At 59.5% G+C, this 19504-nt stretch carries 20 protein-coding genes; 14 read left to right on the top strand and 6 right to left on the bottom strand.

All coding sequences use genetic code 11. The annotated features are described in order from the left end of the window. Positions 1 to 13: 13 nt before the first annotated feature. Positions 14 to 901: a tRNA glutamyl-Q(34) synthetase GluQRS gene (gene gluQRS / locus AACU78_RS00100; protein ID WP_106579239.1), complete on the bottom strand. Its 888-nt coding sequence runs from the start codon at positions 899 to 901 to the stop codon at positions 14 to 16. 83 nt (positions 902 to 984) lie between these two features. Then, entirely contained in the window at positions 985 to 1425 is a 441-nt protein-coding gene (gene dksA / locus AACU78_RS00095) for an RNA polymerase-binding protein DksA (RefSeq protein ID WP_034100675.1), read from the bottom strand. Between the two features lie 320 nt (positions 1426 to 1745). Here dksA and AACU78_RS00090 point away from each other — a divergent pair, with 320 nt between their 5' ends. Together AACU78_RS00090 and sfsA are read left to right on the top strand one after the other, a co-directional pair. Beyond that, positions 1746 to 2918 carry a pyridoxal phosphate-dependent aminotransferase gene (locus AACU78_RS00090; protein WP_106579238.1) on the top strand — a complete coding sequence of 391 codons (1173 nt, stop codon included), beginning with the start codon at positions 1746 to 1748 and terminating at the stop codon, positions 2916 to 2918. Next, the gene (sfsA, locus tag AACU78_RS00085) at positions 2918 to 3631 is read left to right on the top strand and encodes a DNA/RNA nuclease SfsA (protein WP_106579237.1); all 714 of its coding nucleotides are present in this window, start codon (positions 2918 to 2920) and stop codon (positions 3629 to 3631) included. Before AACU78_RS00090 ends, sfsA begins: the two co-directional genes overlap by 1 nt. On the opposite strand, the gene AACU78_RS00080 is transcribed toward sfsA, so the two are convergent. Then, positions 3628 to 3945 carry a Rieske (2Fe-2S) protein gene (locus AACU78_RS00080; RefSeq protein WP_106579236.1) on the bottom strand — a complete coding sequence of 106 codons (318 nt, stop codon included), beginning with the start codon at positions 3943 to 3945 and terminating at the stop codon, positions 3628 to 3630. The two genes, sfsA and AACU78_RS00080, sit on opposite strands and share 4 nt — an antisense overlap. 83 nt (positions 3946 to 4028) lie before the next feature. Between AACU78_RS00080 and AACU78_RS00075 the strand changes: the two genes are divergently transcribed. From AACU78_RS00075 to AACU78_RS00065, 3 genes are read left to right on the top strand one after another with little or no spacing between them, the layout of a single operon-like run. Next, a complete protein-coding gene (locus AACU78_RS00075) occupies positions 4029 to 4907 on the top strand; it encodes a heme/hemin ABC transporter substrate-binding protein (RefSeq protein ID WP_106579235.1) in 879 nt (292 codons plus the stop codon). Then, positions 4904 to 5941 carry a FecCD family ABC transporter permease gene (locus AACU78_RS00070; RefSeq protein ID WP_106579234.1) on the top strand — a complete coding sequence of 346 codons (1038 nt, stop codon included), beginning with the start codon at positions 4904 to 4906 and terminating at the stop codon, positions 5939 to 5941. The genes AACU78_RS00075 and AACU78_RS00070 overlap by 4 nt, the downstream gene beginning before the upstream one ends. Beyond that, positions 5941 to 6708: a heme ABC transporter ATP-binding protein gene (locus AACU78_RS00065; protein ID WP_106579233.1), complete on the top strand. Its 768-nt coding sequence runs from the start codon at positions 5941 to 5943 to the stop codon at positions 6706 to 6708. Before AACU78_RS00070 ends, AACU78_RS00065 begins: the two co-directional genes overlap by 1 nt. A 255-nt stretch (positions 6709 to 6963) precedes the next feature. On the opposite strand, the gene AACU78_RS00060 is transcribed toward AACU78_RS00065, so the two are convergent. From AACU78_RS00060 to AACU78_RS00050, 3 genes are all read right to left on the bottom strand, one after another. Beyond that, entirely contained in the window at positions 6964 to 7236 is a 273-nt protein-coding gene (locus tag AACU78_RS00060; RefSeq protein ID WP_010562703.1) for a TfoX/Sxy family protein, read from the bottom strand. A gap of 203 nt (positions 7237 to 7439) precedes the next feature. Next, a complete protein-coding gene (locus tag AACU78_RS00055) occupies positions 7440 to 7784 on the bottom strand; it encodes a pentapeptide repeat-containing protein (protein ID WP_106579232.1) in 345 nt (114 codons plus the stop codon). Positions 7785 to 7877: 93 nt separating this feature from the next. Further along, entirely contained in the window at positions 7878 to 9434 is a 1557-nt protein-coding gene (locus AACU78_RS00050; protein ID WP_106579231.1) for a bifunctional aminoglycoside phosphotransferase/ATP-binding protein, read from the bottom strand. A gap of 118 nt (positions 9435 to 9552) precedes the next feature. On the opposite strand from AACU78_RS00050, the gene mrcB reads away from it, so the two are divergent. The 9 genes from mrcB (at position 9553) to msrQ (ending at position 19370) form a co-directional block, all read left to right on the top strand. Further along, positions 9553 to 11877: a penicillin-binding protein 1B gene (gene mrcB / locus AACU78_RS00045; RefSeq protein ID WP_106579230.1), complete on the top strand. Its 2325-nt coding sequence runs from the start codon at positions 9553 to 9555 to the stop codon at positions 11875 to 11877. A 16-nt stretch (positions 11878 to 11893) separates the two neighbouring features. Next, complete coding sequence (locus AACU78_RS00040) at positions 11894 to 12628, top strand: tetratricopeptide repeat protein (protein ID WP_106579229.1); 735 nt, start codon at positions 11894 to 11896, stop codon at positions 12626 to 12628. Continuing rightward, positions 12628 to 12957 carry a YqcC family protein gene (locus tag AACU78_RS00035; RefSeq protein ID WP_095013553.1) on the top strand — a complete coding sequence of 110 codons (330 nt, stop codon included), beginning with the start codon at positions 12628 to 12630 and terminating at the stop codon, positions 12955 to 12957. The genes AACU78_RS00040 and AACU78_RS00035 overlap by 1 nt, the downstream gene beginning before the upstream one ends. Before the next feature lie 431 nt (positions 12958 to 13388). Next, positions 13389 to 15113: an acetolactate synthase 3 large subunit gene (locus tag AACU78_RS00030; protein ID WP_106579404.1), complete on the top strand. Its 1725-nt coding sequence runs from the start codon at positions 13389 to 13391 to the stop codon at positions 15111 to 15113. Between the two features lie 2 nt (positions 15114 to 15115). After that, a complete protein-coding gene (gene ilvN / locus AACU78_RS00025; RefSeq protein WP_003176102.1) occupies positions 15116 to 15607 on the top strand; it encodes an acetolactate synthase small subunit in 492 nt (163 codons plus the stop codon). 47 nt (positions 15608 to 15654) lie between these two features. Further along, positions 15655 to 16671, top strand: coding sequence for a ketol-acid reductoisomerase (ilvC, locus tag AACU78_RS00020; RefSeq protein WP_003176099.1), 1017 nt, complete (start codon positions 15655 to 15657; stop codon positions 16669 to 16671). A 144-nt stretch (positions 16672 to 16815) separates the two neighbouring features. Continuing rightward, on the top strand, positions 16816 to 17673 hold the full coding sequence (gene pssA, locus AACU78_RS00015) for a CDP-diacylglycerol--serine O-phosphatidyltransferase (protein WP_106579228.1): 858 nt from the start codon (positions 16816 to 16818) through the stop codon (positions 17671 to 17673). A 63-nt stretch (positions 17674 to 17736) separates the two neighbouring features. Continuing rightward, positions 17737 to 18750, top strand: a complete 1014-nt coding sequence (msrP, locus tag AACU78_RS00010; protein ID WP_106579227.1) for a protein-methionine-sulfoxide reductase catalytic subunit MsrP — start codon at positions 17737 to 17739, stop codon at positions 18748 to 18750. After that, positions 18750 to 19370, top strand: a complete 621-nt coding sequence (msrQ, locus tag AACU78_RS00005) for a protein-methionine-sulfoxide reductase heme-binding subunit MsrQ (protein WP_106579226.1) — start codon at positions 18750 to 18752, stop codon at positions 19368 to 19370. Before msrP ends, msrQ begins: the two co-directional genes overlap by 1 nt. Positions 19371 to 19504: the final 134 nt, after the last annotated feature.

Below are 19504 nucleotides of genomic sequence, written 5' to 3'. Positions count from 1 at the left end.
GCTGCAAGCGCCTTCAGCTCAATTGCGCTTCGGCCAGCGTGAGTGTGCGCGGGATCAGGGTTGCATCCCAGTGCGCAATGCCCCAATCGAGCAGCTCCCGTGGGCTGGCGTGCAGCAGTTCAGCGCCGGCGGGCTGGCCGAGGGCGCGCAATGCCCTTAACAGCAAAGGCGTGGCTTGGTCCGGTGTCAACGGCGGAGAACGGTAGGTTTTGCCCAACTTGTTACCGTCCGGCTGCACGATCAACGGCACGTGCAGGTAGCGCGGCTGGCGCAGGCCCAGCAGTTCTTGCAGGTAGAGCTGGCGTGGCGTGGAATCGAGCAGGTCGGCACCGCGCACGATGTCGGTCACACCTTGCCAGGCGTCGTCGAGCACGACGGCCAATTGATAGGCATACAAGCCGTCGCGGCGACGGATGACGAAATCGCCTACATCGCGGCCCAGGTGCTGTCGGAATTCACCCTGTACGCGGTCGGTAAAGTGGTATTCCAGCTCGGGCACGCGCAGGCGGATGGCCGCGTCTTGCTGATCGTGCCCGGCATTGCGGCATAAACCCGGGTAAATTCCATGGTAGGGCTCCAGCTGTTTGCGCGAGCACGTGCAGGCGTAGGCCAGGCCGTGGTTGAAAAGGCCGTCGAGGACTTTGGCGTAGGCGTCATGCCGCTCGCTTTGTCGGACCAGTTCGCCATCCCACTCAAAGCCGTAGCTTTCCAGGGCGTGCAGGATCGCCGTCTGGGCGCCGGGTTCTTCACGCGGTGGGTCGAGGTCTTCCATGCGCATCAGCCAGCGGCCTTGGTTGGCGCGGGCATCGAGGTAGGAAGCGAGGGCGGCAACCAGCGAGCCGAAATGCAAATGGCCGCTGGGCGTGGGGGCGAAACGCCCGATATAGGTAGAGGCTGTCATGGGCCGGATACTACTGGAAAATCGGTAAACGCCAGAAACAAAAATGGGGCGTTTGCACGCCCCATTCGTTTAGCCCGGCAGGATTACTTGCCGACCTGTTTTTCCTTGATTTCAGCCAAGGTCTTGCAGTCTACGCACAGGTCCGCGGTTGGGCGGGCTTCCAGGCGGCGAATACCAATCTCGACGCCGCAGGATTCGCACCAGCCATATTCCTCGTCTTCGATCAGTTGCAGCGTTTTGTCGATTTTCTTGATCAGCTTGCGTTCACGATCACGGGCGCGCAGTTCGAGGGCGAATTCCTCTTCCTGGCTGGCACGGTCTGCCGGGTCCGGGAAGTTGGCGGCTTCGTCCTTCATGTGGTCAACGGTGCGGTCGACCTCTTGCATCAAGTCCTGCTTCCACTTTTGCAGGATCTTGGTGAAGTGCTGGCGCATGGGCTTGCCCATGTACTCCTCACCTTTCGTTTCGACGTAAGGTGTGAAGCCACTGAGGCTCTGCTGCTGTTGCTTTGCTTGGGTGGACATGAATAGACCGCCTCTCACTCTTCTAATCCATTGCGCAGGATTGCAACGTCACCGACACCTGCCGGCCCTGCGGCTGCAAGCGGGCGAACTTACCAGATAGATTCGGGGTGCGCCACTCCCGGTTGTCGAGGCCCAACTTGGCGGGGGTGCAAACTGCAACAGCCCGCCATGGCTGGGTATAGCGTGTCTCGAATGTTGATTTTAGTCGTTTTGCAAGCGCTTGCTCGGTTCGTCATGGACGGCCGAGCAGGCAATAGAGCATGTTTTACCGCGAGGGTTCGGTAGAATCCTGATTTTGTCCTCACCGTTAAGGAAGGCTAATGGCTCAGCCCTACAGTGCGCGCAGTCGCGCCATCGAACCTTTTCATGTCATGGCGCTGCTGGCGCGAGCCAATGAGCTGCAGGCAGCCGGTCATGATGTGATCCACCTGGAGATCGGCGAGCCGGATTTCACCACGGCCGAGCCCATCATCCAGGCCGGCCAGGCGGCGTTGGCCAACGGCAAGACCCGCTACACCGCAGCGCGCGGGTTGCCGGAGTTGCGTGAGGCCATCAGCGGTTTCTACCAGCAGCGCTACGGGCTGAACATTGATCCTGAACGCATTCTGATCACCCCCGGTGGTTCCGGTGCGTTGCTGCTGGCGAGCAGCCTGCTGGTCGATCCGGGCAAACATTGGTTGCTCGCCGACCCAGGCTATCCGTGCAACCGACATTTCCTGCGCTTGGTGGAAGGCGCGGCGCAGCTGGTGCCGGTTGGCCCGGACGTGCGCTACCAATTGACTGCCGAGTTGGTGGCCAAACATTGGGACCAGGACAGCGTGGGCGCGTTGGTCGCGTCTCCGGCCAACCCCACCGGCACGATCCTTACACGCGACGAATTGGCGGGGTTGTCCAGTGCAATCAAGGCGCGCGACGGGCACTTGGTGGTGGATGAGATCTATCACGGCCTCACGTACGGCACCGATGCCGCCAGCGTGCTGGAAGTGGACGACGACGCGTTCGTCCTGAATAGTTTTTCGAAGTATTTCGGCATGACCGGCTGGCGCCTCGGTTGGCTGGTGGCGCCGCCCGCGGCGGTGGGGGAATTGGAAAAGCTTGCGCAAAACCTCTACATCAGCGCGCCGAGCATGGCCCAGTACGCGGCACTGGCGTGTTTTACCCCGCAAACGTTGAGCATTCTGGAGCAGCGCCGCGCTGAATTCGGTCGCCGTCGGGATTTCCTGCTGCCCGCCCTGCGCGAACTTGGATTCGGTATCGCCGTTGAGCCGGAAGGGGCGTTCTATTTGTATGCCGATATCAGCGCGTTCGGCGGTGATGCCTTCGCGTTCTGTCGGCATTTCCTCGAAACCGAACACGTGGCGTTTACGCCTGGGCTGGATTTTGGCCGCTATCAAGCCGGCCACCATGTGCGTTTTGCCTACACGCAAAACATCGATCGGCTACAACAGGCGGTAGAGCGTATCGCCCGTGGTTTGCGGAGCTGGCAAGGCTGATGCGTTTTCATCCTCCTCTCGAAGAAGCGCGGCTTATCCGCCGCTACAAGCGTTTTCTCACCGATATCGAGACCGTTGCCGGCGAGTTGCTGACGATTCACTGCCCGAACACCGGCTCGATGCTCAATTGCATGGTGGAGGGCGGCCAGGTCTGGTTCAGTCGCTCCACGGACCCCAAGCGCAAGTTGCCCGGCACCTGGGAAATTGCCGAAACGCCGCAGGGCCGATTGGCGTGCGTCAACACGGCGCGCGCCAACCAATTGGTCGAGGAGGCATTGCGCGCCGGGGTCATCACTGAGCTCAACGGGTTTACCGCCTTGAAGCGCGAAGTGCCTTATGGCCAGGAGAAAAGCCGCATCGATTTTCGTCTCGATTACCCGCAAGGCGCGGCGTTTGTCGAAGTCAAAAGTGTCACCCTGGGCTTTGATGGCACGGCGGTAGCAGCCTTTCCCGATGCGGTAACGCAGCGCGGCGCCAAGCACCTGCGCGAGTTGGCGCACCTGGCGCGTGACGGGGTGCGGGCGGTGCAGTTGTATTGCGTGAACCTGTCGGGAATAGAGGCAGTACGCCCAGCGGTTGAAATCGACGCCGGTTATGCTGCGGCATTGCGGGAGGCCAAGGCCGCCGGCGTGGAGGTGTTGGCCTACGGTGTTCGCGTCACGCCTGAGGAAATTGTTGTGGAACGTCGTTTGGATGTACTGATCAGCGACTAGAGTTGCACCCACAGGCCCTGTGCGTCTTCGCGGCCGGGCAGGGCGGTGAGGCTCTGGCCCGCACAGGGACCGGCGATGCACTCGCCGCTTTCGATCAGGAACAGCGCGCCGTGAGTGGCGCACTGGATCAGGCTGGCGCTGGTGTCGAGGAACTGATCGGGTTGCCATTCCAGCGCGATGCCGCGATGGGGGCAACGGTTGATATAGAAGTAGGCGACGCCGTCCCGGCGCACGGCCAGCAGTTTGCAACCGTCGATCTCAAAGCCGAGGCTGCTGTTGGCTGCAAGGGCCTCGGAGGTGCAGAGAAACTTCATTTCAATCCTTAAGTGCCTTGACGTTCAAATGCAAACAATTATCAAATGCCGGCTTCGCCCCGCCCCTGGAAGGAAACCCTGTCATGCGTCTGAGTACCAGCGCTATTGCGTTTGTTGCCTCACTGCTGGTCCACCATGGGGCGCAAGCCTCTGAACTGCCGCAACGCTGGGTGAGTGCCGGTGGAGCGCTATCGGAATGGGTGACAGCCTTGGGCGGCGAATCGAAACTGGTGGGCGTGGATACTACCAGCCAGCACCCGGAATCGCTGAAGGCCTTGCCGAGCATAGGTTACCAGCGCCAGTTGTCGGCGGAAGGCATTCTCAGCCTGCGCCCGCAAGTACTGGTCGGCACCGAGGAAATGGGGCCGCCGCCGGTACTTGCGCAGATTCGCGGCGCCGGTGTGCAGGTCGAAATGTTTTCGGCCGAGCCGGACCTCCCGACCCTGAAAGGCAACTTGCAGCACCTTGGCAAGTTGCTGGGCAGCGAGGCTAAAGCCAACGAATTGTTTACTGGATATGCACAAGCGCTCGAGCAGCAGAGGCGCTGGGTCACTCAGGCCCAGGCCACGCAAAAAGCCCCGGGTGTGCTGTTGGTGCTCGGTCATGCAGGCGGCAAGCCGCTGATCGCAGGTAAAGACACCGCCGCCGACTGGTTGTTACAGCAGGCGGGCGGGCGCAACTTGGCCACCCATACCGGCTACAAACCTTTTTCGGTGGAGTCGTTGGCGGGACTGAGCCCTGATGTGCTGGTATTCGCTGACCGTGCCTTGACCGGCGATGCCGCGCGCGCGGCTCTGTTTAAGGAAAACCCGATGTTGGCCTCAACGCCGGCGGCCAAAAATGGCCGGGTGTTTGAGCTGGACCCCACCCTGCTGGTGGGCGGCCTGGGCCCGCGTGTGCCGCAAAGCCTGGTGCAACTGTCTGCCGGTTTCTATCCGTCCCAGGCTAAACCTGCTCCATGACCACTCTGGTTAAGCCGAAAACGCTGTTTGTCGGGCTGGCGCTGTTGTGTGTATTGGCGATCTGGCTCTCATTAGCCTTGGGGCCGGTCAGCCTGCCGTTGCTGGATACACTCAGGGCCGCGTTGCGCTTGATGGGCGTGCCGATTGCAGCCGACGGCCTGGAGCAGGCCGAATTGATCCTGGGGCAGATTCGCCTGCCGCGCACATTGCTTGGCCTGGCGGTCGGCGGGGTGCTGGCGTTGTCGGGCGTGGCGATGCAGGGTCTGTTTCGTAACCCGCTGGCGGATCCCGGGCTGGTCGGGGTGTCGAGTGGCGCGGCGCTGGGGGCGGCGATTGCAATTGTCGGTGGCTCGTTTTTTGGCGGGCTGCCGGACGCGTTCGGGCCTTACCTGCTGTCGCTGTGTGCGTTTCTCGGTGGTTTGGGGGTGACTGCCTTGGTCTATCGTCTGGGGCGCCGTAACGGCCAGACCAATGTTGCGACGATGTTGCTTGCCGGCATCGCGCTCACGGCCCTCGCCAGCTCGGCGGTCGGGCTGTTTACCTATTTGGCCGACGACGCCACGCTGCGCACCCTGACTTTTTGGAACCTGGGCAGTCTCAATGGCGCGAGCTACTCGCGGTTATGGCCGTTGCTGCTGGTGAGCGCTGGTGTCGCGCTCTGGTTGCCGCGCCGCGCCAAGGCGCTGAATGCATTGTTGCTGGGTGAGTCCGAGGCCAGTCATCTGGGGATTGATGTGGAAGGGCTCAAGCGCGAGCTGGTGTTCTGCACCGCCCTGGGTGTAGGGGCGGCAGTGGCGGCGGCGGGGATGATCGGGTTTGTCGGGCTGGTGGTACCGCACTTGGTGCGGCTGCTGGCGGGGCCCGACCATCGAGTGCTGTTGCCCGCCTCGGTGCTGGCCGGCGCGAGTTTGCTGCTGTTTGCGGATTTGGTGGCGCGCCTGGCCTTGGCACCTGCGGAGTTGCCGATCGGCATTGTGACGGCGTTTATCGGTGCGCCGTTTTTTCTTTATCTGTTGTTGCGAGGACGCGCCTGATGCTGCGAGTGGAAGCGCTGCAGATCCGGCGTGGTCGCAAGACTGTGTTGGCCGATGTCAGCCTGGACCTGTTGCCGGGCCAGGTACTTGGCGTGCTGGGCCCTAATGGTGCTGGCAAAAGCACCTTGCTCAGCGCGCTGTGCGGTGAGCTGCACCCTGATCAGGGCAAGGTATGGCTGGATCAGCAGGCGCTCAAGAGCTGGACCGGCCCGCAGCGTGCCCAGCGCTTGGCGGTGTTGCCGCAAACCTCGACCCTGGATTTTGCGTTTCGCGTGGAAGAGGTTGTCGGCATGGGGCGTTTGCCGCATCAGACCGGGCGCGTGCGTGATGACGAGATCATCCGTGCGGCCTTGCAGGCGGCGGACATCGGCCATTTGAGCGGCCGCAGCTACCTGGCGTTGTCTGGCGGGGAGCGCCAACGTGTGCACCTGGCGCGGGTATTGGCGCAACTATGGCCGGGCGAGGCGGGACAGACGTTGCTGCTGGATGAACCGACGTCGATGCTTGACCCTCTGCATCAGCACACGACGTTGCAGGCTATTCGCAGTTTTGCCGATCGAGGCGCGGCCGTACTGGTGATCCTCCATGACCTGAATCTGGCAGCGCGTTACTGTGATCGCATTCTGCTGCTGGAAGGCGGGCGTCCGCACGCCTTGGATACGCCCGCAAACGTCTTGCGACCTGAACCGCTCAAAGCGGTGTTTGGGCTGGATGTGTTGGTGCAGCCGCACCCGGAGCGTGGGCATCCGTTGATTATCGCGCGCTGAGACTCGCGGCTTTATAGGCGTTTTACAGGCAAAAAAAGACCCGGCAAGAGCCGGGTCAAATAACCGTGATTAGCCTGATGAGGAGATAATCTGAGAGTCCGAACCAATGGTCTTTCAGTTATCGGCTGATCTCGCGACCAGTTGTGATAATCATAACGATTCTCATTTGAGAGTCAACATTTGTTTTTGCTCGACCTGCGGAATTTCTCAAACAGGCGTTCGTAATGCCCGTAAACGTTGAGTTTTATCGCTGAGCTAATTCTTCTGACGTGCCGAAATCGCATCCAGCTGGCGGTTCAGCGCTTCCTTCCGCTCCGCGGGAATGTCGTTCCAGTGCACATCCATCAATGCGCCTTCAATGGCATACAGCAATACTTTCGAGGCCCGGAAACCGCGGGTTCGCACTGCCCGGTAGGCATCGACCGCTCCCAGGCGGCGCAAGTCGGACGCGCTGTGGATGCCCACCGCATGCAGCCACTGCGCCGACGTCTTGCCAAGGTTTTTCAGGTGTTGCAGCTCATCGTTCATCAAGCCTCCTTGCGACGGCCGAATGGTGCGGTGGGTATCGTGACCAGGCAAGCCTGAAAAGGAGTGTAGCGCTCAGTAGGAAAAGCGTAGTTCTTTGGTCAGGAACGGCTGAAACGCTTATAAGAATGGTCAGGAGGTTTTAAGCAGGGGCAGGGCGAACCACCCGGCACGCTTGGTGCGTAGCCGGGGGCGGGCATGTGACGTCACTTGGTGCGATAGCGCAGGCGAGTACCGAAATTAACCGACATGAGAATCTCGTCAGCGGTCAGTTCAGGTGGAAAGTAGGTGCCGGAAATTTGCGCATGCGCCAGGCTGGCGCCTTCCAATGAGCAGTCGCGTAGATCCAGGCCACGCAGGTCGGCAGAACGGAAATACGCGTCGGTGAAATCTACACCCGTGGCGTTCAGGTCGCGCAGGTCCAGCCCGCGAAAGTCACCGCCACGCATGTCGATGCTGCCGTCTTTAGGCCGTTCCTGGTTGAAGCCTCGAATGTCGTCCTTGTGCAGGAGCGCGTAGAGCGGAGTATCAAGAAGCTTGGGCTGACTCATGACGGCGACTCCTGTTGGAATTATGACGCCATTATAGTGCCACTATTGCTCGGTCGTGCACCGTAGATCGGTGACACGACCAAGAAATATTTCTTACAGGCCTGGCAGGCGCTGGCGGATATGCGCCACCAAGGCATCCAGGGTTCCGCTTTCATTGGTCTCTACACGCTTGCTCAGCAGCAGTTCTTCCGCCGTCAGCGGGTCGCGGTTGGCCTGCTGCTCTTCGATGATGGTCAGCGTCGCGTCGGAAGGGTCGTTCTGATCCGCCTGACGTTGTGCCAACCAGCTGGCGATAACGGCTTGCGGTGCGTTGCAATCCAGGATCAGGAATGGCGCGCCGGTGGCCTCGGCAATCTTCGCAGCAGCGTCGCGCTGTTCACGTTTAAGGAAGGTGGCATCCAGTACGACCGGGTAGCCGGCGCGCAAGACGATATCGGCGATTTCATTCAGGCGAGCATAGGTTGCTGCGCTGGCGTCGGCAGCATAGATGCCGGCCTGTGGTGTGTTTTCCACGTGCTGTTCGCCAAACAGGCGTTTGCGTTCCACGTCCGAGCGCAGGCGCACGGCACCCAACGCTTCCACCAGGCGCATGGCTACGTGGCTCTTGCCGACTGCCGATACGCCGTGGGTAATCGCCAGGAAGCGCGAAGGAATAGTGCTGTAGCTTTCGGCCAGGTTGGCGTAGTTGCGGTACTGGCGCAGGGTGGAGGCGCGCTGCACCGGGCTTGCCTCGCTCGGCATGCTGAACAGTGCAACCTTGGCGCGTACCAGCGCCCGGTACGCTTTATAGAAGTTCAGCACTTCCAGGCCTTGGTAATCGCCGGTCAGTTCCAGGTATTGGCTGATAAAGCGACGCGCCAGGGATTTGAGGCCACGGTCTTCCAGGTCCATCGCCAGAAAGCCGGTGTCGGCGTACACGTCGGTGAAGCGGAACGGCTCGTTGAACTCGATGCAGTCGAAGATGACGACTTGGCCGTCGATCATCGTCGCATTGCCCAAGTGGATATCGCCGTGACATTCACGCGTGAAGCCATCCTGCTTGCGCTGCGCCAGCAGAGGCTTGAGGCGCTCGAAGCTGCTTTCGGCCCAGGCCTGCAGAGCTTCCAGCTGTGCCAGATCGGCCTTGTCGCTGAGGAAAGGGCGGATCTGATCGAAGTTCTGGCGCACCGGCGCCATCACCTCGTCCGGGGTGCCGGCCGGGTGCGCCTGTGGAACCTTTGGTGCGGTGAGGTGGAAGTGCGCAATCTGCTTGGCCATTTCATCAATATGCGCGCTGGTCAGTTCGCCGTTGGCTTGCAAGGTGCTCAGCAGTTGGCTTTGCGGGAACTGGCGCATTTTCAGCGCGTACTCGATTACCGGGCCATCGCCGCCCAGTTGCGGGGCCTCGGCGGTGCCCGTAATCGGCAACACTTCAAGGTACAGATCTTCGGTCAGGCGCTGGTTGAGGCGAAGTTCTTCGTTGCAGAAGTGCCCCCGGTCGTCCAGCTGGGTGAAATCCAGAAAGCCGAAGTTCATCGGCTTCTTCAGTTTATAAGCGAAGGGGCCAGTCAGAATGACCCAGGAAATATGGGTCTCGATAACGTGAAACGCTTCAACCGGATGGGGATACAAAGCCGGGTTCTGCAGGGCAGCGATCAGGGACTGGCTCACGGGCGATCCTTCAAAGTCTGGGGGAAATCATGGCGGGCATTATGGCTGTTACAGCCGGTCGTGCAAACCGCTGTCCGGCTCATGTTGATCATCAATAAAGTGCGTATAATCCGCCGCCATGACTCGAACCCGATCTCCCCGTTCCCGTAAAAAACCTCCTTCCCGCGGCCTGCGCCCGTGGCTGGGCTGGGCGCTCAAGCTCAGCCTGGTGGGCCTTGTAGTGCTCGCCGGCTTCGCGGTGTACCTCGACGCTGTGGTCCAGGAGAAGTTCTCCGGCAAGCGCTGGACCATTCCGGCCAAGGTGTACGCACGCCCGCTGGAACTGTTCACTGGCCAGAAGCTGAGTAAAGATGATTTCCTGACCGAGCTCGACGCGTTGGGTTACCGCCGCGAAGCCGTGAGCAATGGCCCTGGCGCTGCGGCCGTCAGCGGCAATACCGTCGACTTGAACACCCGCGGCTTCCAGTTCTACGAAGGCCTGGAAAAAGCCCAGCCGGTACGCGTGCGCTTCTCTGGCGATTACGTCGCCGAGCTGTCCTCGCTCAATGGTTCGAAGTTGCCTGTGGTGCGCCTGGAGCCGCTGCTGATCGGCGGCATTTACCCAAAGAACCTGGAAGATCGCATCCTGATCAAGCTCGATCAGGTGCCGCCGTATCTGCTTGAAACACTCGTTGCCGTCGAAGACCGCGACTTCTACAGCCACTGGGGTGTGTCGCCCAAGTCGATTGCCCGCGCCATCTGGGTCAACACTTCTGGCGGCAAGATGACGCAGGGTGGCAGTACGCTGACGCAACAATTGGTCAAGAACTTCTACCTGACCAACGAGCGCAGCCTGACCCGCAAACTCACCGAAGCCATGATGGCGATGCTGCTGGAGCTGCATTACAGCAAGCAGGAAATCCTCGAGGCTTACCTCAACGAAGTATTCGTCGGTCAGGATGGCCAGCGCGCCGTTCACGGCTTTGGCTTGGCCAGCCAGTTCTTCTTCGGTCAGCCATTGTCCGAGTTGAAATTGCATCAGGTTGCGTTGCTGGTGGGTATGGTCAAGGGGCCGTCCTATTACAACCCGCGTCGCAACCCGGAGCGTGCGCTTGAACGTCGTAACCTGGTGCTGGATGTACTCGAGCAGCAGGGCGTGGCTACCGCTGAACAAGTCGCGGCCGCGAAGAAAATGCCACTGGGTGTGACAACCCGCGGCAAGTTGGCCGACAGCTCCTTCCCAGGCTTTATCGACCTGGTCAAACGTCAGCTGCGCGAAGATTACCGCGACGAAGACTTGACCGAAGAAGGCTTGCGGATCTTCACCAGCTTCGACCCGATTTTGCAGATGAAAGCCGAAGCGTCGGTCAACGACACCTTCAAACGCTTGACCGGCCGCAAGGGCTCCGATGAAGTCGAGGCGGCCATGGTGGTGACCAACCCCGAAACCGGTGAAGTCCAGGCCATGATCGGCAGTCGCCAGGCCAGTTTTGCCGGTTTCAACCGCGCGCTGGATGCCGTGCGGCCGATCGGCTCGCTGGTCAAGCCTGCGGTCTACCTGACGGCCCTGGAAAAACCGAGCAAATACACCCTGACCAGTTGGCTGTCGGATGACCCGTTGTCGGTCAAAGGTGCTGATGGCCAAGTGTGGACGCCGCAGAACTTCGATCGTCGCTCTCACGGCACGGTGTTCCTGTATCAGGGCCTGGCGCATTCCTACAACATCTCCACCTCGCGCCTCGGGCTGGAAGTTGGGGTGCCGAATGTGTTGAAAACCCTGGGTCGCCTGGGCATCAATCGTGAGTTCCCGTCGTTCCCATCGATGCTGTTGGGCGCTGGCGCCATGACCCCGATGGAAGTGGCCACGATGTACCAGACCCTCGCCAACGGTGGCTTCAATACCCCGATGCGCGGTATCCGCAGCGTGCTGACTGCCGAGGGCGAGCCGCTCAAGCGCTATCCGTTCCAAATTCAGCAGCGTTTTGATGCAGGCTCCATTTACCTGATCCAGAACGCCATGCAGCGCGTGATGCGCGAAGGCACCGGGCGTTCGGTTTACAGCGTGCTGCCGTCGAACCTCACGTTGGCGGGCAAGACCGGTACCAGTAACGATTCGCGTGACAGCTGGTTCGCGGGCTTCGGCCAGGACGTGCTGGCCGTGGTTTGGCTGGGGCGTGACGACAATGGCAAGACGCCGTTCACCGGTGCTACCGGTGCGCTGCAGGTCTGGACCAGCTTTATGCGCAAGGCCGACCCGTTGCCGCTGAACATGCCGCAACCGGACAACATCGTGCAGGCCTGGATTGATCCGCACACGGGGCAGGGCTCCGATGCCAACTGTCCGGGCGCGGTGCAGATGCCGTATATTCGCGGCAGCGAGCCACCACCCGGCGCCGCATGCGGTGGCAGTGCCCCTGCTGACGCGGAATCGGTGATGGATTGGGTCAAGGGCTGGATGAACTAAGCAAAGAGGGTTTCACGTGAACAAGTGGTTGATTCCAGCTATTACAGCTCTGGCAGTGCTCAGCGGTTGCTCCAGCGTGCAGCGCGGTTCGATTCCCGTGGTGGATTCGAGTACCACCGTTTCCAATAACGATCGCATTTCGGCCAACGGCGGCTTCCGTCAGACCGTGGTCAAGCGTCCTACGCAAGCCGCACCGCAAGCCATGCCGCAGGATTCGGGTGTGGTAGTGATGGTGCCGGGCGGTGGTGCTGCAACGTCGGCGCCGATCAGCGCCGAGCCGTGGACCCCAGGTCCAAGCACGTCGGGGCCGGTTGATTCCACGCCGATCCAGACGGCGCCGGTCAATCAGGGCACCTACAACATGCCGTCGACGCCGAGCGGTATTCCGTCGTCGTCAAGCGCGGGCGGCCTGTCGGCTGATGAGCAACTGGACGGACCCGTGTTGTCGCTTTTGACTACTGCCCAGCAGCAGCAGGCCAGTGGTGATTTGAACGGTGCTTCGTCCAGTCTTGAGCGTGCCCAGCGCGTGGCGCCTCGCGAGCCGCAAGTGTTGTATCGCCTGGCCCAGGTGCGTATGGCCCAAGGTGATGCGCCGCAAGCTGAACAGTTCGCCCGTCGCGGCCTGAGCCTGGCCAATGGTCGTCCCGATCTGCAGGCCAACTTGTGGGCCTTGATTGGTGACGCGCGTGCTGCCCAAGGCGATGCCGCCGGTGCTGCGCAGGCTCGGCAGAAAGCCAAGGTCAGCCTCTGATGGATGCACGGTTTCCCGCGATTGCCGAACAGTTATTGCTGATCGAGCGCGAATTGCGCGTGCAGGGCTGGTGGGACGAGGTGTCCCCCAGCGCAGAGGCGCTCAGCAGTGTCGAGCCTTTTTCGGTTGATACCCTGGATTTTCACCAGTGGCTGCAATGGATCTTCCTGGTGCGCATGAAGCAGATTCTCGAGCAGGATCTACCGTTGCCTAATGCGTCGGGGATCCTGGAGATGGCGGAGATGGTTTACGCCGATCGCCCGCTTGAGAGCCTCGGTTTGCGTAACGCGCTGAAAAAGTTCGACCAATTGATCGTCGACGCTCGTTAATTGCCTGACTGCCGGGTTTTCCGGCAGTCTTGCGCACATTTCTACCGCTTGACGACATTCAGGCGAGTTTTATCCCTCCTCAAACCCCTTTAATCTACGTTCTCATGCGCTTAGTTGGAAAAAAGCGCAATTATTGCTTGACTTGAAGGGGCTGAAACAGAAGAATCCAAAGTCCGCTGTATCGGGACTGCCAGAAGCAGACCCGCTCAGCAGATCATGAGGCGCATATCCGCGCCGACCTGTAACACCCGCAACGCGTTACCTCGCGCTGGGTGGGAAAAGCCCGCAACACTTGGGACGATCCCAATACTTGCTCAGTCAGTGCTGACGTAGTCGGCGACCACCGTCGCTCATGCTCTGTTGAGAAGTAAACCTATTAAGACCCGTCGGTTTTTAACGGACGGTATTCTGGCGTTTTAGAGGTGAACAACGTGGAGCTTTTATCTGGCGGTGAGATGCTCGTCCGCTTTTTGCGTGACGAAGGCGTCGACTATATCTACGGGTACCCAGGTGGTGCTCTGCTGCATGTTTACGACGCACTGTTCAAGGAACCGGCTGTTACCCACATCCTGGTTCGCCACGAACAGGCCGCGACCCATATGGCTGACGGTTACGCCCGTGCCACCGGTAAAGCCGGTGTAGTACTGGTGACGTCCGGCCCAGGCGCAACGAATGCCATTACCGGCATCGCGACTGCGTATATGGACTCTATTCCGATGGTGATCATTTCCGGCCAGGTCGCAAGCACCATGGTGGGGACCGATGCATTCCAGGAAACCGACATGATCGGTATCTCCCGGCCGATCGTGAAACACAGCTTCATGATCAAGCATGCCTCGGAAATCCCGGAAGTCATGAAAAAGGCGTTCTACCTCGCACAGTCCGGTCGTCCGGGCCCTGTTGTGGTCGATATCCCGAAAGACATGACCAACCCGGCTGAAAAATTTGAATACATCTTCCCGAAGAAAGCCAAGCTGCGTTCCTACAGCCCGGCTGTTCGTGGGCACTCGGGGCAAATCCGCAAGGCAGCAGAAATGCTGCTGGCGGCCAAGCGCCCGGTGCTGTACTCGGGCGGTGGCGTGATCCTGGGCGGCGGTTCTGCTCCGCTGACCGAGCTGGCCAAGCTGCTCAATTTGCCAGTCACCAACACGTTGATGGGCCTCGGCGCATTCCCGGGCACGGACCGTCAGTTCGTCGGCATGCTCGGCATGCACGGCAGCTACACCGCCAACCTGGCCATGCACCACGCCGATGTGATTCTGGCAGTGGGCGCGCGTTTTGATGACCGTGTGATCAACGGCGCGAGCAAGTTCTGCCCGAATGCCAAGATCATCCACATCGACATCGACCCTGCGTCGATCTCCAAGACCATCAAGGCTGATGTGCCGATTGTGGGTCCGGTAGAAAGTGTGTTGACCGAGATGGTAGCCGCGCTCAAGGACATCGGCGAAACGCCGAACAAGGAGTCCGTTGCCAGCTGGTGGAAGCAGATCGACGAATGGCGCGGTGATCGCGGCCTGTTCCCTTACGACAAAGGCGACGGCAGCGTCATCAAGCCACAAACCGTGATCGAAACCCTGTGCGAAGTGACCAAGGGCGATGCCTTTGTAACCTCCGATGTAGGTCAGCACCAGATGTTCGCCGCGCAGTACTACAAGTTCGACAAGCCTAACCGCTGGATCAACTCCGGTGGCCTGGGCACGATGGGCTTTGGTTTCCCTGCGGCCATGGGTGTGAAGCTGAGCTTCCCCGACACCGACGTCGCGTGCGTCACCGGTGAGGGCAGCATCCAGATGAACATTCAGGAGTTGTCGACGTGCTTGCAGTACGGCCTTCCGGTGAAGATCGTCTGCCTGAACAACGGCGTACTGGGCATGGTTCGTCAATGGCAGGACATGAGCTACGGCAGCCGTCACTCCCATTCCTACATGGAATCGCTGCCAGATTTCGTAAAATTGGTTGAAGCCTACGGCCACGTCGGCATTCGCATCACCGATTTGAAAGATCTGAAGCCGAAGATGGAAGAGGCGTTCGCCATGAAGGACCGCCTGGTGTTCCTCGATATTCAAGTGGATACCAGTGAGCACGTCTACCCGATGCAGATCAAAGACGGCTCTATGCGCGACATGTGGCTGAACAAGACGGAGCGTACTTAATCATGCGGCACATTATCTCCCTGCTTCTGGAGAACGAACCCGGCGCTCTGTCTCGTGTGGTCGGCCTGTTTTCGCAACGCAACTACAACATTGAAAGCCTGACCGTGGCACCGACCGAAGACCCGACCCTGTCGCGTCTGACGTTGACCACCGTGGGCCACGATGAGGTGATCGAGCAGATCACCAAGAACCTCAACAAGTTGATCGAAGTGGTCAAGCTGGTCGATCTTTCGGAAAGTGCCCACATTGAGCGTGAGCTGATGTTGGTTAAGGTCAAGGCTACGGGTGCCCAGCGTGCCGAGATTAAACGGACTACTGATATTTATCGCGGGCAGATCGTCGATGTGAGCGCCAGCGTTTATACCGTTCAACTGACCGGTACAAGCGACAAGCTGGACAGCTTCATCCAGTCGATCGGGACGGCCTCGATTCTGGAAACCGTACGCAGTGGTGTCACCGGGATTGCCCGTGGCGACAAAGTACTCAGCATCTAACCCAAATTAGCGAATGGCCTTACGGCCTGGATATATAGAGGAACCTCATGAAAGTTTATTACGATAAAGATTGTGACCTGTCGATCATCCAGGGCAAGAAAGTCGCCATCATCGGCTACGGTTCCCAGGGCCACGCCCAAGCGTGCAACCTGAAAGATTCCGGCGTTGACGTCACTGTCGGCCTGCGCAAAGGCTCGGCCACTGTTGCCAAGGCTGAAGCCCATGGCCTGAAAGTGACCGACGTTGCTTCCGCCGTTGCTGCTGCTGACCTGGTCATGATTCTGACCCCGGACGAGTTCCAGTCCGCGCTGTACAAGAATGAAATCGAGCCGAACATCAAGAAGGGCGCCACCCTGGCCTTCTCCCACGGCTTCGCGATTCACTACAACCAGGTTGTTCCACGCGCTGACCTCGACGTGATCATGATCGCGCCGAAAGCCCCGGGCCACACCGTGCGTTCCGAGTTCGTCAAAGGCGGCGGTATCCCTGACCTGATCGCGATCTATCAGGACGCCTCGGGCAACGCTAAAAACGTTGCACTGTCCTACGCAGCTGGCGTGGGTGGCGGTCGTACCGGCATCATCGAAACCACCTTCAAGGACGAGACTGAAACCGACCTGTTCGGCGAGCAAGCCGTTCTGTGCGGCGGTACCGTTGAGCTGGTCAAAGCTGGTTTCGAAACACTGGTTGAAGCTGGCTACGCGCCAGAGATGGCCTACTTCGAATGCCTGCACGAACTGAAGCTGATCGTTGACCTCATGTACGAAGGCGGTATCGCCAACATGAACTACTCGATCTCCAACAACGCCGAATACGGCGAGTACGTGACTGGCCCGGAAGTGATCAACGCCGAGTCCCGTCAGGCCATGCGCAACGCCCTGAAACGTATCCAGGACGGCGAATACGCCAAAATGTTCATCAGCGAAGGCGCAACCGGCTACCCTTCGATGACCGCCAAGCGTCGTAACAACGCCGCTCACGGTATCGAAGTCATCGGCGAGCAACTGCGCTCCATGATGCCGTGGATCGGTGCCAACAAGATCGTCGACAAAGCCAAAAACTAAGTCGTACGCATCAACAGAAAACGCGGCTTAGGCCGCGTTTTTTCGTTTGAGGGGCTGGTTCTGGTATAAAGCTGCATCGTTTGCGGGCGAACACTCGCCGCAAGTTTCTGTCGAATTTTTTCACACCGTTGCAAGGTAAAATCCATGAGCGAACGTCCCGAAGAGCCACACCAGGCCTCTGACGCCGAAAGCCTGCTGCCGATCGATGAGCATGTCGAAGAAGGGCATGACGCGGAAGGTCGCAAGGTCCGGCATCGTGGCATCTATCTTCTGCCTAACCTGTTCACCACCGCGAACCTGTTTGCCGGCTTCTATTCCATCATCAACTCCATGAGCGCCCAAAGTGCGCTGGCGGCGGGTGATGCGGTGAGTGCCAGCAAGTATTTCGGTTTTGCCGCCATCGCAATCTTTGTGGCCATGGTGCTTGATGGCCTTGATGGCCGCGTGGCGCGCATGACCAACACGCAAAGTGCCTTTGGCGCCGAGTACGACTCGCTGTCGGACATGGTCGCTTTCGGGGTTGCACCAGCGCTGCTGGCGTTTGCCTGGGCGCTGGGAGATATGGGCAAGGTCGGCTGGATGGTCGCCTTCATCTATGTCGCCGGCGCCGCTTTGCGTCTGGCGCGCTTCAATACCCAGGTGGGTACCGCTGACAAGCGTTACTTCATTGGCCTTGCCAGCCCCGCGGCTGCAGGCGTAGTGGCAGGTATTGTCTGGGCATTCAGTGACTATGGAATCCAGGGCTCGAAAATGTCGTTCCTGGTGGCCTTGATGGTGGCTGCGGCTGGCATGCTGATGGTCAGCAACATCAAGTACAACAGCTTCAAGGAGTTCGACCTCAAGGGCCGCGTGCCTTTCGTAGCGATCCTGGTGGTGGTGCTGGTGTTCGCTGTAGTGTTCAGCGACCCGCCGCGTATTCTGCTGCTGGCGTTCCTGGCCTACGCCGCTTCGGGGCCGATTCAGTACTTGCTGCATCTGCGCCGCGACAAAACATTGTCTTAATGTAATGTCCGCCATACTCCGCAGTCTATTGGTGCATCAGTCCTCCAATGCTGCGGAGTTGCCATGTTAATCAAGATCCCCAAAGCGTCCGATTGCCACGAATCGGATGTCACGCCTGAATCCTTCTATTTATCTCGCCGTAGCTTGCTCGGTGGTGCGCTTGCTGGCGTCGCTGCCGGTACCTTGCCGCGCTGGGCCAGTGCTGACGATGCAGCGCGTTACGCCGACGTCGAGCCTGGCAATGCGCCGAGTTGGTTTGCCCAAAAGCTGCCAGGCACCCAGTGGCAGGCTGTTACGGTAAAGGACGAAGCCATTACGCCGTTCAAGGACGCAACCCACTACAACAACTTCTATGAATTCGGTACGGACAAGGGTGACCCGGCGAAGAACGCGGGTTCACTCAAGACCGAGCCCTGGAGTGTGGTGATTGATGGAGAGGTGGGCAAGCCGGGGCGTTATGCCTTGGAAGACTTCATGAAGCCTTATCAGTTGGAGGAGCGCATCTACCGTTTGCGCTGTGTCGAGGCGTGGTCGATGGTGATTCCGTGGATGGGTTTCCCCCTTTCAGCCTTGCTCAAGCAGGTGGAGCCGACCTCTAAAGCCAAGTTCATCCGTTTTGAAACGCTCCAAGACCCCAAAAGTATGCCGGGGCAGCGCTCAAGCTTTGGCTTGATCGACTGGCCATATGTCGAAGGGTTGCGCCTGGATGAGGCGATGAACCCATTGGCTATCCTTTCCGTTGGCATGTACGGGCGTGAACTGCCTAACCAGAACGGCGCACCACTGCGTCTGGTGGTGCCGTGGAAGTATGGCTTCAAGAGTGTGAAGTCGATTGTGCGGATCAGTCTTGTAAGCGAACAACCCAAGACGACCTGGCAGAGCATCGCGGCCGATGAGTATGGGTTCTACGCGAACGTGAATCCTACGGTCGACCATCCTCGCTGGACTCAGGCGCGAGAACGTCGTCTGCCCAGCGGCCTGTTCAGCCCGAACGTGCGTGAGACGCAGATGTTCAATGGCTACTCGGATGAGGTCGCTTCTCTTTATACGGGCCTCGATCTGCGGAAGAATTACTGATGCGTTATCCGATCTGGCGTGTCGGCGTCTTTATAGCCGCGGCGATTTGGCCATTTTTCTGGTTGTACGAGGCATGGAGTTCGGTGCTCGGGCCTGATCCAGGCAAAGTGCTGATGGATCGGTTGGGGCTTGGGACCTTGATTCTGTTGCTGATCACGCTGGGCATGACACCATTGCAGAAGCTCAGCGGATGGGCGGGGTGGATTGCTGTCCGCCGACAGCTGGGACTCTGGTGTTTTGCGTATGTGGTTTTGCACCTGGCGGCTTACTGCGTCTTTATCTTGGGGCTTGATTGGTCGCAATTCGGGGTGGAGCTGCGTAAGCGGCCCTACATTATTGTGGGCGCGTTGGGCTTCCTCTGCTTATTGGTGCTGGCAGTGACCTCCAATCGCTATAGCCAGCGTCGACTTGGCAGTCGCTGGAAGAAGCTGCATCGCTTGGTGTATGTAATCCTTGGGCTTGGTTTGCTGCATATGCTGTGGATTGTGCGGGCCGATCTGAAGGAGTGGGCGATATATGCATCTATAGGTGCGCTGCTTTTGGTGCTGCGTATTCCGCCGGTCACGCGCCGGATTCCCCGCCTTATCGCGAAAAAACCAGTTTCTGCACCAAAAGCGTAATTAGTGCTTGACGGCAGATTCTGGAAGTCTATAATTCGCCCCACTTCCGGCGCAGTCGAAACGGAAAACTCCTTGGTAAACAAAGAGTTACGCAGAATTCGACAGCGAGTTGCTTCAGTTCATCGAAGCCCAGA

The sequence above is a fragment of the Pseudomonas sp. R9.37 genome (assembly GCF_963878885.1).
GTDB lineage: Bacteria > Pseudomonadota > Gammaproteobacteria > Pseudomonadales > Pseudomonadaceae > Aquipseudomonas.
This window is presented reverse-complemented; position numbering and strand designations above follow the sequence as displayed.